Genomic DNA, 14,560 nt, shown 5'->3' with positions numbered 1-14,560 from the left:
CGAAGATGACCGAGCCCCTGCTCACGGCCGAGCCCCGGCCCACGACTGAACCCCTGCTCTCCATCGAAGACCTGAGCGTCGACATCGTCTCGCGCGAGCGCACCGTCCACGCCCTCGACGGCGTCAGCCTGTCGCTCGCCCCCGGCGAGGCCCTGGGCATCGTCGGCGAGTCCGGCTGCGGCAAGACCATGACCGCGCTGAGCGTCCTCGGTCTGCTGCCGCCGGGCGGCCAAGTGACCGGCGGGCGCGTCCTGTTCGACGGCCGCGACCTCGCCGCCGCGCCCGCGCCCGTCCTCCAGGACGTCCGCGGCAACACCGTCGGCATGGTCTTCCAGGACCCGCTGACCTCCCTCAACCCGACGATGACGATCGGCGCGCAGGTCGTGGAACCGCTGCTCCTGCACCGCCCCGGCATCGGTAGGAAGGAGGCCTGGACGCGCGCCGAGGAGATGCTGCGTCTGGTCGGCATGCCGCAGCCCGCCGAGCGCATGAAGGCCTACCCGCACCAACTGTCCGGCGGCATGCGCCAGCGCGTGGCGATCGCCATGGCGCTGGTCTGCGAGCCGAAGCTGCTGATCGCCGACGAGCCGACGACGGCCCTGGACGTGACGACGCAGCACCAGATCCTGGAGCTCGTCGACGATCTGCGCGCCCGCCTGGGCATGGCGATGATCCTGGTCACGCACGACCTGGGCGTCATCGCCCACCGCGTCGACCGCGTCGCGGTGATGTACGCGGGAAAGGTCGCCGAACAGTCGGACGTGCGCGGCCTGTTCGCGCGCCCGCGCCACCGCTACACCGAGGCGCTGTTCGCCGCGCTGCCCGAGCGGGCGGCCGACAGCGGCACCGAGCTGCACACCATCCCCGGCCTGCCGCCGAACCTCGGTGTGCGGCCCACCGGTTGCCGGTTCGCGCCCCGCTGCGCCTTCGCCACGGACGAGTGCCGCGACACGGAGCCACAGCCGGTCGACGACGAAGTGCAGGGCGCGGAGCACCGGTTCGCGTGCTTCCATCCGGTGCCGGTCTCGGCCGCGTCCGAGGCCGACGTCGTGGTTCCCGCGCCCGCGCCCGCCACCGGCACCCCCGGCGCCGTGCTCCTCGAACTCGACTCCCTGGTCAAGGAGTTCCCCCTCAAGGGCGGCCCGTTCTCGCGCGGCAGGGGCACGGTCAGCGCGGTCGGCGGGGTCTCGCTCACGATCCGCAAGGGCGAGACGTTCGGGATGGTCGGCGAGTCGGGCTGCGGCAAGACGACGCTCGGCCGGATCGTCGCGGGCCTGGAGAAGCCGACCGGCGGCGCGGTGCGCTTCGAGGGCGCCGACCCGTCGCGGATGTCACGGTCGCGGCGGCGCGCCCACCGGCGCCGCGTCCAGCTGATGTTCCAGGACTCCACCGCCGCGATGGACCCGCGCATGCGGGTCGGCGAGATCCTGCGCGAGCCGCTCGTCATCCAGGGCGTGGGAGGCCGCGCCGACCAGGAGAAGCTGGTCGCCGAACTCCTCGACGCCGTCGGCCTGCCGCGCGGCGCCGTGCACCGCTATCCGCACGAGTTCTCCGGCGGGCAGCGTCAACGCCTCGGCCTGGCACGGGCGTTGACGCTCTCCCCCGACCTGGTGGTCGCCGACGAGCCGGTCTCCGCGCTCGACGTGTCCGTGCAGGCGCAGATCCTGAACCTGATGCGGGAGCTCCAGCGCGAGCGCGGCCTGACCTATCTGTTCATCTCGCACGACCTGGCCGTCGTACGACATCTGGCGGACACCGTCGGCGTGATGTACCTCGGCAAGCTCGTGGAGTCGGGTCCGGCCGCGCAGGTGTACGCGCATCCGCTGCACCCGTACACGCGCGGGCTCCTGGACACGGTCAACCTGCCCGACCCCGAGGCGGCCGCCGGTACGGAACGCACACCGCTGGAGGGCGAGACGCCCTCGGCGGCCAAGCCCCCGTCGGGCTGCCGCTTCCGCACCCGCTGCCCCGTGGCGCAGGACGTGTGCGCGACGGCCGAGCCGCCGGTCAGCACGCCGAACGGGGCGGGCCATCAGGTGGCCTGCCACTTCCCGTCGGCCGCGCCTCGGCTAGCGTCGACGGTGTGAAACTCGCAGCCGCGCTCTCGCACCGCCCGCTCGTGCTCGACGGCGGCCTCTCCAACCAGCTGGAGGCCGCCGGGCACGACCTGGGCGATGCCCTGTGGTCCGCGCGGCTGCTCGCCGACGAGCCCGGGGCGATCGAGGCGGCCCACCGCGCGTACTACGAGGCGGGCGCCGACGTCGCGATCACCGCGAGCTACCAGGCGACGTACGAGGGGTTCGCCCGGCACGGCATCGACGCGGCCCGCACCGCCGAACTGCTGCGCCTGAGCGTGGAGTTGGCGCGGCGGGCCGGTGAGGGGCTCGGGCGCGAGGCATGGGTTGCGGCGTCGGCCGGGCCCTACGGCGCGATGCTCGCCGACGGTTCCGAGTACCGGGGTGGTTACGGCCTGACGGTGGACGCCCTGGAGCGCTTCCACCGCCCCCGCCTGGAGACCCTCGCCGAGGCGGGCCCCGACGCCCTCGCCCTGGAGACGGTCCCCGACACCGACGAGGCGCGGGCGCTGCTGCGGGCGGTGCGGGGCCTCGGGGTCCCGGCCTGGCTGTCGTACAGCGTCTCGGGCACGCACACGCGCGCGGGACAGCCCCTGGAGGAGGCCTTCGCGCTCGCCGCCGACGCGGACGAGGTGATCGCGGTCGGTGTGAACTGCTGCGATCCGCGCGACGCCGACGCGGCGGTGGCGCTCGCCGCCCGGATCACGGGCAAGCCGGTGGTCGTCTACCCCAACAGCGGCGAGACGTGGGACGCCGGGGCCCGCTCCTGGCGCGGGCCCACGCGGTTCGCGGCCGGTCAGGTCGCCGGCTGGCGGGCGGCGGGCGCGCGACTGATCGGCGGGTGCTGCCGGGTGGGCCCCGCGACGATCGCCGAGGTGGCGGCGGAGCTGGCCGCGGACGACCTCGGCACGCCTCCTCACGGCCCGGAGACACGGCGCTGACCTGCGAGGACACCGCGTCCAGGGGAGACTGTCAGTGCCGGGGTGCAGACTGGCCGTACCTGAGACAACGACGTCCCGGAGGTGGTCGGCATGGCCGACATCATCCTGACCGTAGGTACGCGCAAAGGCCTGTTCATCGGCCGCAGGCGAGGCGGCGCCTGGGAGTTCGACGACAGCCCGTACTTCAACGCCCAGGCGGTGTACTCCGTCGCCATCGACACCCGCGGCCCGACCCCACGCCTCCTGGTCGGCGGCGACAGCGCGCACTGGGGCCCCTCCGTCTTCCACTCCGACGACCTCGGGCGGAGCTGGACGGAGCCCGCGAAGCCCGCCGTGAAGTTCCCCAAGGACACCGGGGCGTCACTGGAGCGGGTCTGGCAGCTGCACCCGTCGGCCGCCGAGCCCGACGTGGTGTACGCGGGCACGGAACCCGCCGCGCTGTACCGCTCGCAGGACCGCGGCGAGAGCTTCGAGCTGGTGCGTCCCCTCTGGGAGCACCCCACGCGCTCCAAGTGGGTGCCGGGCGGCGGCGGTGAGGGCCTGCACACCGTGCTGAGCGACGCCCGCGACGCCCAGGCGGTGACGGTCGCGGTGTCCACCGCGGGCGTGTTCCGCACCCGGGACGGCGGCGCGAGCTGGACCCCGTCGAACAAGGGCGTCTCCGCGGTGTTCCTGCCCGAGCCGAACCCGGAGTTCGGGCAGTGCGTGCACAAGGTCGCGCGGGACGCGGCGGACCCTGACCGGCTGTACCTGCAGAACCACTGGGGCGTGTACCGAAGCGACGACGCGGGCGCGCACTGGACGGACATCGGCGAGGGTCTCCCGTCCACCTTCGGCTTCGCGGCGGTCGCGCACCCGCACCGCGGCGGCACGGCGTACGTCTTCCCGGTCACCGCGGACAGCGACCGCGTCCCCGCCGACCGCCGCTGTCGCGTCTACCGCACGGCGGACGCGGGCAAGAGCTGGAAGCCGCTGAGCGAGGGCCTGCCCCAGGAGGATCACTACGGCGTGGTGCTGCGGGACGCGATGTGCAGCGACGACTGCGACCCGGCGGGCATCTACTTCGGCAATCGCAACGGCGAGGTGTACGCCTCGGCGGACGACGGCGACAGCTGGCAACTGCTCGCATCGCACCTGCCGGACGTGCTCTGCGTACGGGCCGCGGCCATCGGTTGAGGTGCCCGGCCGTTACGGCAGTAGGGTGACGCCGTGGCACCACGACCCTTGCATGAAATCGTCGAACCAGGCTGGGCGAAGGCCCTGGAGCCGGTGGCCGAACGGATCGCCTCGATGGGGGACTTCCTGCGCGCGGAGATCGCCGCGGGACGCACCTATCTCCCGTCGGGGGCGAACGTCCTGCGCGCCTTCCAGCAGCCCTTCGACGACGTCCGCGTCCTGATCGTCGGCCAGGACCCCTACCCCACGCCCGGTCACGCGGTGGGCCTGTCGTTCTCGGTCGCGCCGGAGGTGCGCCCGCTGCCCGGCAGCCTCATCAACATCTACCGCGAGATGAACAGCGACCTGGGCCTGCCCCCGCCGTCGAACGGCGACCTCACGCCGTGGACACAACAGGGCGTCCTGCTGCTCAACAGGGCACTCACCACGGCCCCGCGCAAGCCGGCCGCGCACCGCGGCAAGGGCTGGGAAGAGGTGACCGAGCAGGCCATAAAGGCGCTCGCCGCGCGCGGGAAGCCGCTGGTGTCGATCCTGTGGGGGCGTGACGCGCGCAATCTGAGGCCGCTGCTCGGGCAGTTGCCGTCGGTGGAGTCCTCGCACCCCTCCCCCATGTCGGCGGACCGCGGCTTCTTCGGCTCGCGCCCCTTCAGCCGGGCCAACGACCTGCTGGTCCAGCAGGGGGCACAGCCGGTCGACTGGCGGCTTCCGTGACGCCGGCGGCTTCCGCGACACCGCAGGCGTATGTCCTCGGCGTCGACTCGGGCGGCTCCGGGCTGCGGGCGGCCCTGCGCACGCCGCGGGGCCTGCGCGGTCCCGAGCCGGTGCGCTCCGCGGAGCCGGTGCGCACCGGGGCGCGCGGCATCGACGCCGGGCACTTCATACGGCAACTCCTGCCCATGGCCGAGGAGTTGCTGGAGCGGGCGGGCGGCGGGCGGATCACGGCGGTCGCCGTCGGCGCCGCGGGTCTTGCGACCCTCGGCGACGACCTGCGCGCCGAGCTGCCGTCCGCGCTCGAACAAGCCCTGGGCGTACGCCGCCTGGCGCTCGCCGCGGACGCCGTGACCGCGTACGCGGGCGCGCTGGGCGACCGCCCCGGCGCGGTCGTCGCCGCGGGCACCGGCATGATCGCGATCGGCACGGACCTGACGGCCTGGCACCGCGCCGACGGCTGGGGGCATCTGCTCGGCGACTGCGGCGGCGGTGCCTGGATCGGCCGCGCGGGACTCGAAGCGGCGATGCGGGCGCTCGACGGGCGCCGCGGCGGATCGAAGTCCCTGCTCGCCCGCGCTGAAGACATGTTCGGCCCCCTGGCGGGCCTGCCGGGACAGCTCTATCCGCGCACCGACCGACCCGCGGTCCTCGCCTCCTTCGCCCCGGAAGTGGCCGGCTGCGCGGTGGACGACCCGGTGGCCGATGCCATCCTGCGGGGCGCGGCCCGCCACATCGCCGATGCGGCCGTCGCCGTCTGCCCCGAGGGCGAGGGGTGCGAAGTGGCGCTCACCGGCGGCCTGTTCAAGATGGGCGAGCCGCTGCTCGCCCCGCTGCACGAGGAACTGACGGACCGACTGCCGCGGGCACGACAGGTCACGGCCGCGGGCGATCCGCTCGACGGTGCCCTGCGTATAGCGGTTGACCTGGCCTTCGACCGGCTGCGGCTCCCCCTCGACGTGCGCATGCTCTCGGTCCATGGAGAAGACGACAGTTGACCTCTACGTAACTGATCAGACAAAAACGGACTTATACCGCCCACCTGTACCCTCCCCGAACAGCAATGGCCCGCAAGCCAGTAGCATGCGGGCGCATGAGCTCCTCCACTGGGCCCGCATCCGGCCTGCCCGTACGAATGCCGCGCCCCCGCCAGCCGGGCCGGCACCGCCGCCCGGAGCCCGTCGCGGCTCCCGAGGGCGCGCCCGCACTGGTCCTCGCCGTGCCGGGCGCCCCCAGCACCACCACGCGCAGCCTCGCCGAGGAAGTCGTGAGCATCGCCCGCTCCGAGCTGCCCGGCCTCGACGCCAGAATCGGTTACGTCGACGGTGAGGAAGACGCCACCGTCACGTCGTTCCCCGAGTTCCCCTCGCTGCAGTCCGTGCTCGCGCGCGCGGCCGCCGAGCGCACCGCCCGCTTCGAGCAGGCCCGCGCCGCCGGCGCCGACGTCGCCGAGCCGGAAGGACCCGTCGCGGTCGTCGTGCCCCTGCTCGCGGGCCCCGACAGCGCGCTGATGCGCCGTATCCGCCAGGCCGTCATGGACAGCCGTGCCGCCGCCGAGCTGACCGACGTGCTCGGCCCGCACCCGCTGCTCGCCGAGGCGCTGCACGTGCGCCTGTCGGAGGCCGGACTCGCCCGCGCCGACCGCGCCCGCCTGTTCACCGTGGCGACCGCCGCGGACGGCATCGTGCTCGCCACGGTCGGCGGCGAGGAGGCCGTGCAGGCCGCCGGGATCACCGGCATGCTGCTCGCCGCCCGCCTCGCGGTGCCGGTGATGGCCGCCGCGCTCGACCAGGAGGGTGCCATCGCGGCGACCGCCGAGCAGCTGCGCGGCTCGGGCTCGGCCCAGCTGGCGCTCGCGCCGTACCTGATCGGCCCCGAGCTCGACGCGGGCCTGCTCGACGCCGCGGCGAAGGAGGCGGGCTGCTCCGTCGCCGAGCCGCTCGGCCCCTACCCGGCGATCGGCAAGCTGGCGCTGTCGAAGTACACGACGGCGCTGGGCATCACGCCGCAGCAGCCCTCGGGCACGCCGGTGCACTGAGCACTCTCGTCCGTACGCGAACGGGCCCGCCCCCGATGTGGGGGGCGGGCCCGTCGTGCGTCCTGGACTCCGGTCTCAGTCGAAGATCACGCAGGAGGCCGCTGGGGCCTCGATCGCCCCCGCCTGCCTCGGAATCCCCGTCTCCTGGTCGATCGTGAACCAGGTGACGTCTCCGGAGCGCTCGTTGGCCGCGTACAGATGCCGCCCGGAGGGATCGATGGCGAGGTCACGGGGCCAGTGCCCGCCGCACGACACGGTCGCCGTCAGCCGGGGCGTGTCGCCCGCCTCGTCGAGCGCGAGGACCGAGAGGACGTCCGCGCCGCGCGTGGCGGTCCACAGGAACCGTCCGTCGGGCGCGACGACGACCTCGGAGGGGTAGACGTCGCCGTCGGGGACGTCCACGAGGAGCTGCACCTCGCCGAGCGGCTTGAGCGTGCCGTCCTCGGCGTCCCAGGCGCAGACGGTGAGGGTGGGGCTGAGCTCGTTCAGGACGTACGCACGGTCGCCGCGCGGGTGGAAGACGAGGTGCCGCGGGCCCGAGCCGGGGCGCAGCGCGACCTCGCGGTGCAGCGTGAGATCGCCGTTCCCGTCCAGCGCGCAGACGCGCACGGAGTCCGTGCCGAGGTCCACGCTCACCGCCCAGCGGCCGCTCGGGTCGGGGAGGACCTGGTGGGCGTGCGGGCCCTGCTGGCGCTGCGGGTGCGGGCCCGAGCCGGTGTGCCGCAGCTGCCCCGACGCCGCGGGGGCAGGCGTACCGTCGGCGCCCAGCGGCACGGCGGTGACGCTGCCCGAGCGGTAGTCGGCGGTGAGGACGTGACCGGCGTGCAGGGCGAGGTGGGTGGGTGCCGAGCCGACCGGGACCAGCGGCGCCGCGAGCTCGGGCGCGCCGCCCGTGGTCCGGAACGCGGCGAGGGCGCCGTCGGTGGTCTCGCTGACCGCGTAGAGCATGTCGCCCGCGGGCGAGAGCGCGAGGTAGGACGGGTCGGCGACCGCGTCCGTGGCACCGATGGCGGTCAGCGCGCCGGTGTCCGGGTCGACGGCCGCGGTGAGGACACCCGGTCCTCCGGCCGCGGTGAAGGATCCGATGTACGCCCGACCGGCGTGCCTGCCGACGACCACTGCTTGTCCCCTCTCGACCGGGGCGCCGCGTGCGTGGCGCCGCTCGTGCGGCCGACGCTAGCAGTCGGTCTAGACCAAGCAGCCGCCGGAGGGACGATCTTGCGCGGCGAGGGACGGTCGGGCACGGCGAGGGAAGGTCGGGGAAGCCAGAGACGGTCGGGCACGGCGAGGGACGATCTTGGACGGCCAGGGACGATCCTGATCGGCGACGACCGCGAACCGCTCCCGCCCGGTCCGCGTCCGTCAGCCGCTGAGTACCCCGCGGACGGCATGATCCACCTTGTATGTGCCAGAAGCACATGACTGATACGGAGTACAGGGGTCCGGATCACGCGCCGAGCAGCGCCCTCGTGGGCTGGCTCAGGGGCACGGCCGGCTCGGCGAGTGCCTTCTCCAGACCGTGCAGGTGGGCGAGCGCGGTCTCGACGGCCGGGGCGTGCGGCACGGCGGCGGCCGCGACGGCGTCCGGGCGGCGGGCCCTGTCCCGCGCGGTCAGCCCGTCCACGGCCGCCTCCACTGCGGCCTCCGCTGCGGCCTCCGCTGCGGCCTCCGCTGCGGCCTCGACGCGCCAGCAGGCGGCGGCGAGCCGGTCGGCGTGCGAGGCAACGGGGTCCGCGGCGATCGAGGCGAGCCCGCACACCTCGTGGGCGCAGGCGTCGAGCAGCGCGAGCCCCTGATGGGCACGCTCCTTGCGGGCCCGCAGCGGGCTGAGCGGGTGCACCAGCGGGGCGAGCACGAGCCGTACCCTGCCCAGGAGCCGCTCCAGCTCGGCGACGCGCGACGCGGGATCGGCGGTCGCGGAACTGCCGAGCCGGGCGGCGGCCTCGGCGGTGCGGGCGCGCACGCACCGCAGGGCACGCTGGATCCAGGCGTTCGTGGTGGCGTGGGTCGTCACGGGCAGGACGAAGAGCACCGCGAGGACCACGCCGAGCGCCCCCGCGCCGCGCGCCTTTGCCGATCACGCCCGTAGTCAGCCGCCGATCGCCGGTGCACACCTCGTTCGCTGCAACGGCGCCGCAAGGTCGACCAGAGCCTTCTCCAGGCTGTGCAGATGAGCGAGTGCCGGCTCGGCAACCGCAGCATGAAGCAGATCACCGGCCGCCTCGGGCTTCCCCGGCACCGATCCCCTCGTCGTCAGGGCTTCGACCGCAGCCTCGACGCGCCAGCACGCGGCAGCGAGTCGGGCATCGTGGGACGCCTCCGGGTCGCCGGCAATGGACGCCAGCCCGCGCACCTCACGCGCACAGACATCGAGCAGAGCGAGCACTCGCAGAGCACGCCCCTTTCGTTCCCGCAGCGGGCTGAGCGGATGCACGAGCGGAGCCAAGGAGAGGCGCACCCGCCCGAGCAGGGCTTCCAGTTCCGCGACCCGCGGGGCGGGGTCGGCAGACTCCGAGCCCGCAAGGCGTGCTGCCGCTTCTGCGGTGCAGGCGTGCACGCAGCGGAGCGCGCGCTCGACCCAGGCGTCAGTCGTGGCGTGGGTCGTGATGGGCAGGATCAGCAGCACGGCGAGTACCGCACCGAGGGCGCCCACGCCCGTCTCGGCCAGCCGCAGTCCGAGCAGGCTCGCATCCAGTACTCCGAGAAGGCCGTACAGAGAGCCGGCCAGCACCGTCACCGAGAGCATCATCCACGAGTACGACACCGCTGCCGTGTAGAAGATCCCGAAAACACTGACCGCGACCAGCAAGGCGCTGGGCACGGGTGCACCGTTCAGCGGTACGACGAGAACGAGACCTGCCGCGATGCCGAAGAGCGTCCCGAGGACCCTGCGGAATCCCCGAACGAGCGTCTCGCCCCGAGAGGTCGTGTTCACGAAGACCCACCAGGTAGCGCCCACCGCCCAGTACCAACGCTCGCCGGACAGCACCTGCCCCACGGCGAGCGCGAAGGCGCCACCGGCCGTGGCCTGTATCGCCTGCCGCGTGGTGGCCCGCGCCAGCCCCTCGCCTGCCGGCGGAGCAGGCGCTGCTACGACCGGCTGCCGACGCTCGTAGCACCACAGCCCGAAGCGCACGACGGAGGAAGCCGTCAAGGACAACAGGACCGCTGCGTAGAGCTGGGGCAGCTGCCGCACCTCAGCGTGGAGGAATTGAGTGGCGAAGAAGGTCATAAAGGCGAATACGCCGAGCGAGTGCCCGCGCGGCCCCCACCGTCGCGCGTACACGCCGACCCCCATGACGGCCAGGAAGGCAAAGTCCCGCGCCACGGGGTAGTCGTGCAGTCCCGCCGCCAGGGCCAGCACAGGGAAGCCGACGACGGGCAGCAGCGCGGTGGTGACCGCCTGGCCCCGCACGGTCGCGTCCGTGACGGTGAAGAGCGCGAGGAGGGCGGCGAGCCCACCGGTGATCGCTGCAACGAGCGAATGTCCGGCGAGCCCGCACACGGCGACCGCCAACGTGATGCCGAGGACAGCACGCGAGGCGAAGCGCAACCGCGCCCGCCCCGGATCCGGCGCCACGAACACCCTCTTCAGCACGGATTCCCCGCCCCTTCCACGACCTGCCCGACTTGCCCACATGAAAAAGGCGCCGCGGAGATCCGCAGCGCCATCGACAGACACATCACACCATCTACCTGCCCAGCGGCTCAACCGAGTCGGATCCTACTGAGCCAATGGCCCACACATACATCACCGCAGCGGGCCGTGAGCGGGCCAACGGACCACGCTGTGGGTGCTAGCCGGGCGCCCGCCCGCACCGACGCGATCGCCACGCTTCGCATGCCTGGCATCGGCCGGCCACTCGAACCTCCGAGACACACCTGGGGCATGCATCTGCACCTGCACAGAGGCCCCGCCAACGGTTGCCTCATAGCGTCGGTCCCCCGGTCAGCAAAACCGGGATTTCACTTCGCAATCACCCCCGACTGAGCACGGATGGATAGGTGAAAGCAGCCTGGGGGCACCCAGGCTGCTTCATCGTTGCCTCGTTCGGGTTTCCCGTCAGGGCCCTTGGCTTGAATTGGGGAGTCCGGAATCACGGCAAGCAGTCAAGGTCTGTGCTCTGCTGCCGCGCGCCAAGGACGCCACCGCCGAGCACACCGATGAGACCTGTGGGTACAGCGTCCGTGGCGGCAGTTCGCCAGCCTTGAGATTTGGGCGCGGAGCGGAGCGCGGTTGGCTGGCCGGGGATCCAGTTGCCGTGGAAGCCTGCCGGTATACGGACGGGCACGTGGATCTCGGCGACCGGGGCGGCGCTGAGGTCGGCCGCGTCCAGGATGGCCAGGTAGCTGGTGCCACGAGAGCGGTCGTGGGCGAACGTCAGGAGGTATCCGTCGTCTTCCTGGCCGGGGGTGGAGGAGGTGCGGGGGACGAAGACGGGCTCTCCGCAGGAATGGCCGGCGGGGAAGCGGTGGGTACTGCGCAGGGCGCCGTGGGTCAGGTCGTACTTGTAGATCTCGGTGTGCTGGGGCTCGGCATCGAGGGTGAAACCGGCGGTGTAGCCGTAGCGGTGGGGCAGGCCGATACCGGTGTCGGCGATGCGGGGGTATTCGCTGGGCGTGTCGTCCAGCGGGGTCTCGGTGACCTTGCCGGTGGCCAGGTGGAGCACCCACTGGTGCAGGGCGGGCAGGCCACCGCTGAGGTCCTGCGGCCCCTGGCGCCACAGGGTCGGGACGCGGGTGCCGGTGAGGGTGATCGTCGCGCCGGTCTCGAAGGCGTTCATGGTGTGCCATACGTAGCAGGGAGCGATGTCGAACCACCGTACGCAGGCGGTCTCCTCGGTCCGGGGCAGGACGCCGAGGCGGGCGCGGTGTTCGTCGTCCCATCGCCAGGGCGGGCCGCCACGGGCGGCCCGGTCGGCGTCGAAGACGACGGGCAGGTCCATGAAGACGACGTGGTGGGCGGTGATGGCGAAGTCGTGCATCATGACTGCCCGCGGCAGGTCCACGGTCTGTTTCTGGAGCACCTCTCCCGCTGCGGAGGCCCGGTAGTAGGTCAGGTACGGCGGACGGAGGCGGTAGCCGAAGAAGTGCAGCTCCCCGGTGCGGGGGCAGGTCTTGGGGTGGGCGGTCATGGGGGTGGTGAGCGCCCCGTCGAAGGTGAAGGCCCCCAGGGTCGCCAGGTCGGGGGTGACCTCGTAGGGGAAGCCGCCTTCTTCCAGGGCGAAAAGCCGGCCGGCATGGGCGATCAGGTGGGTGTTGGCCGTGGTGACGCGGTAGTCGATCCGTGAGGTGGCCGGGTCGAAGGCGAGGGCGAAGCGGGAGGCGCCCGGTTGTGCGTACAGCGGGGTACGCACATAGCGGTTGCGGTACCAGGTGGCGTGGCCGCCGGCCAGCGCGATGGTGTGTAACATCCCGTCGCCGGCGAAGGAGTGGGGCGACCAGCCACTGCGCGGGTTGGGCCCGTTGCGGAAGTACTGGCCGCACAGCTCCTCGGGGACGGTGCCGGTCACTGTGCTCGGGCGGTGGGTGACCTCGGCCGCGATCGGCGCGTTGTTGCCCGAGAGGTGCAGGGGCGCGGGGGCACCGGATGGCATCGTCATCTGCGGTCTCCTGCCGTGGGGTAAGGCAGCCAGGGTCCCGCAGTCGGCTTCCCAACGGCAGTCTTGTTCTTTTCGCACGCGTCAGCCGCTTCTTTTCGCACGCGTCAGCCGCCGCCCTCCCCACGACGTGATCCATCCGCGGCAGCCACAGCGGCCGGTATTTCAAGCCCCAGCGCCTCCACTCGGACAAAGCCTACGACCACGTCTACCTGCGCAAATGGCTCCGCTGGAAACGCATCGGAGTACGCATCGCACGCAAAGGCATCGAGCCCAGTGAACGATTGGGGCGCCGGAGGCGGGTGATCGAGCGCACGACGTCATGGCTGTCCGGCCACCGCAGACTCAGCCCCCCCCCGCTACGAGCGCAATCCCCGCAACTACCTGGGCTTTCTCGGAATCGCTGCAGCCCTGTGCTGTTACAAGGACTCGTCCGCCTCACCACGTAGGACACGGTCTAAGGCCGTATCGAGCAGGCCGAGCCCTTGGGCGGCCTTCCATCGCAGGTCGCAGCGGAGTTCCAGGACTGTCTCGAAATCCGACAGGCCGTGCAAGCTCCGCAGCACCACGGCGGCGGTCGGTACCTGCGGCGGCGTGGACGGCCGCCCACTGGGCGACGGATACACATCGGCGAACAGACGCCACCCGGCGGGATCAACCCCGGCAGGTCTCCCGTACATCGGGCCGACCGGCTCCCCGGCCTGCTCACCCTGCCCTGCGTGCCCACCGGACTGGCTCCGGAGCACGAGATCCGGAGCCGGAACGAGCGAGATTTTCAGTGATCTTCCAGGGCCGGTCGCCAACGGTGTTGTCCCGCCCGCCGCTCATGGCGGTCGGGTCGGTGGTTCCGGCGGCTCGGGCTTTTCGTTTCCCGCCACGGGGCGGCGAATTCACATCGGTCCCGGCTGGGTAATACGTACCGCCCCTGGCTCCGCGCGGATGGCCGACCGGTCAACGGCTTCCGACGTCCGCATCCCGCGGGGGAAGCCCGCGGCAATGGCGGAAAAGGAGCAGAAGCTGACGGCGCCCGCGCGTCAAGGACGCGTTACGCGAACGGGCCGGGGAACAGCGCGGCCCCTTGCTGTGTACGGTGCCGGAGCCGGGCCCTGGCCGGGAGATCACCACATCGGGCACGGGAACGAATTGAGTCAGTTGGGCGTTGGCAGCATGACTCTCTTGATCGTCTTCATAAGTCCGGAGAGAATCACGTCAGTCTCGTACACCCTCGTCGGCCATACCTGAGGTGCGCCCTTCTCCCTTCCTGTCCCCACTTTGCCTGTTGGTTCACCGACGGTTTGCCCGACCGGAAAATCCTTGCCGCATCGGTTCTTCCTGCGCCATCCCACGGCGCGGGACCTGTCAGAAAACCTGTGTCAGTGAAACGCATTCCCGTAACCGTCCACACGTCCGATCCGCTGAGCGAAACCGGAATTCTCAGTTTCTTACGCGACGACCCCACCCTTGAGGTCCTCGACCGGGAGGAGCCCCGCACCGGTGGGGTCGCAGTCGTTCACACCGGCCGCCTGCACGAGTTGGCGGCGACCAAGCTGCGCAGACTCTCCCGCGGTAGCGACCAGGCCATCGTGCTGATCGCCGACCGCTTGCGGGAGCCGGAGATGATGGCCGTCGTCGAGTGCGGTGTGCGGGTGGTCCTGTGGCGTCAACAGGCCACCCCCGGGCAGCTGGTGGAGGCGATCCACTCCGCCGCGCGCGGCGAGAGCCTGCTCCCGCCGGACCTGCTGAGCCGTCTGCTGGCGCAGACCAGCCTCCTGTACCGGCACACCCTGAGCGACGGCGATCAGCGGCCAACGCTGGGGCTCTCGCTCCGGGAGGTGGATGTCATCAAGCTCGTCGCGGAAGGGCTGGGCACCCGTGAGATCGCGGACAAGCTCGCCTATTCGGAGCGGACGGTCAAGAACGTCCTGCACGCGATGATGACCCGCATGCAGTTGCGCAACCGGGCCCACGCGGTCGCCTACGCACTGCGGGAAGGCCATATCTGACAGGCACTGCGGGAAGGCC

Annotated in this window: 10 protein-coding genes and 3 pseudogenes; 8 read left to right on the top strand and 5 right to left on the bottom strand. The window is 72.2% G+C overall.

Features of this window, described 5'->3' with window-relative positions:
• Window positions 1-5: 5 nt before the first annotated feature.
• From AB0B50_RS25330 to AB0B50_RS25305, 6 genes are all read left to right on the top strand, one after another.
• Window positions 6-2,087, top strand: coding sequence for an ABC transporter ATP-binding protein (locus AB0B50_RS25330; RefSeq protein ID WP_362336156.1), 2,082 nt, complete (start codon window positions 6-8; stop codon window positions 2,085-2,087).
• A complete protein-coding gene (gene mmuM, locus AB0B50_RS25325) occupies window positions 2,084-3,016 on the top strand; it encodes a homocysteine S-methyltransferase (protein WP_362336153.1) in 933 nt (310 codons plus the stop codon). Before AB0B50_RS25330 ends, mmuM begins: the two co-directional genes overlap by 4 nt.
• A 90-nt stretch (window positions 3,017-3,106) precedes the next feature.
• Complete coding sequence (locus AB0B50_RS25320; protein ID WP_362336150.1) at window positions 3,107-4,192, top strand: exo-alpha-sialidase; 1,086 nt, start codon at window positions 3,107-3,109, stop codon at window positions 4,190-4,192.
• Window positions 4,193-4,225: 33 nt separating this feature from the next.
• A complete protein-coding gene (locus AB0B50_RS25315) occupies window positions 4,226-4,903 on the top strand; it encodes a uracil-DNA glycosylase (protein ID WP_362336147.1) in 678 nt (225 codons plus the stop codon).
• A complete protein-coding gene (locus AB0B50_RS25310; protein WP_362336144.1) occupies window positions 4,900-5,898 on the top strand; it encodes a BadF/BadG/BcrA/BcrD ATPase family protein in 999 nt (332 codons plus the stop codon). Before AB0B50_RS25315 ends, AB0B50_RS25310 begins: the two co-directional genes overlap by 4 nt.
• A gap of 95 nt (window positions 5,899-5,993) precedes the next feature.
• Complete coding sequence (locus tag AB0B50_RS25305) at window positions 5,994-6,938, top strand: hypothetical protein (RefSeq protein WP_362336142.1); 945 nt, start codon at window positions 5,994-5,996, stop codon at window positions 6,936-6,938.
• Between the two features lie 75 nt (window positions 6,939-7,013).
• Here AB0B50_RS25305 and AB0B50_RS25300 read toward each other — a convergent pair whose 3' ends face one another.
• The 4 genes and pseudogenes from AB0B50_RS25300 to AB0B50_RS25285 all read right to left on the bottom strand — a co-directional run bounded on the left by AB0B50_RS25300 (window position 7,014) and on the right by AB0B50_RS25285 (window position 12,541).
• Window positions 7,014-8,057 carry a lactonase family protein gene (locus tag AB0B50_RS25300; protein ID WP_362336139.1) on the bottom strand — a complete coding sequence of 348 codons (1,044 nt, stop codon included), beginning with the start codon at window positions 8,055-8,057 and terminating at the stop codon, window positions 7,014-7,016.
• A gap of 328 nt (window positions 8,058-8,385) precedes the next feature.
• Window positions 8,386-8,994 (bottom strand): annotated as a pseudogene (locus tag AB0B50_RS25295) (FUSC family protein); the annotation flags it as partial.
• 33 nt (window positions 8,995-9,027) lie between these two features.
• Window positions 9,028-10,536: an FUSC family protein gene (locus AB0B50_RS25290; protein ID WP_362336844.1), complete on the bottom strand. Its 1,509-nt coding sequence runs from the start codon at window positions 10,534-10,536 to the stop codon at window positions 9,028-9,030.
• A 499-nt stretch (window positions 10,537-11,035) separates the two neighbouring features.
• Complete coding sequence (locus tag AB0B50_RS25285; RefSeq protein ID WP_362336136.1) at window positions 11,036-12,541, bottom strand: carotenoid oxygenase family protein; 1,506 nt, start codon at window positions 12,539-12,541, stop codon at window positions 11,036-11,038.
• A gap of 146 nt (window positions 12,542-12,687) precedes the next feature.
• Between AB0B50_RS25285 and AB0B50_RS25280 the strand changes: the two are divergent.
• Window positions 12,688-12,987: pseudogene (locus tag AB0B50_RS25280) on the top strand (IS5/IS1182 family transposase); the annotation flags it as partial.
• Window positions 12,988-13,011: 24 nt separating this feature from the next.
• Here AB0B50_RS25280 and AB0B50_RS25275 read toward each other — a convergent pair.
• Window positions 13,012-13,218 (bottom strand): annotated as a pseudogene (locus AB0B50_RS25275) (transposase); the annotation flags it as partial.
• Window positions 13,219-13,914: 696 nt separating this feature from the next.
• Here AB0B50_RS25275 and AB0B50_RS25270 point away from each other — a divergent pair.
• Window positions 13,915-14,541, top strand: coding sequence for a response regulator transcription factor (locus tag AB0B50_RS25270; RefSeq protein WP_362336134.1), 627 nt, complete (start codon window positions 13,915-13,917; stop codon window positions 14,539-14,541).
• The last annotated feature ends 19 nt before the right edge of the window (window positions 14,542-14,560 follow it).

The organism is Streptomyces sp. NPDC041068, from assembly GCF_040647455.1.
In the GTDB taxonomy this organism is placed as follows: domain Bacteria; phylum Actinomycetota; class Actinomycetes; order Streptomycetales; family Streptomycetaceae; genus Streptomyces.
Note: the sequence above shows the minus strand (reverse complement) of the source record. Positions and strands in the feature narration are given on the sequence as shown.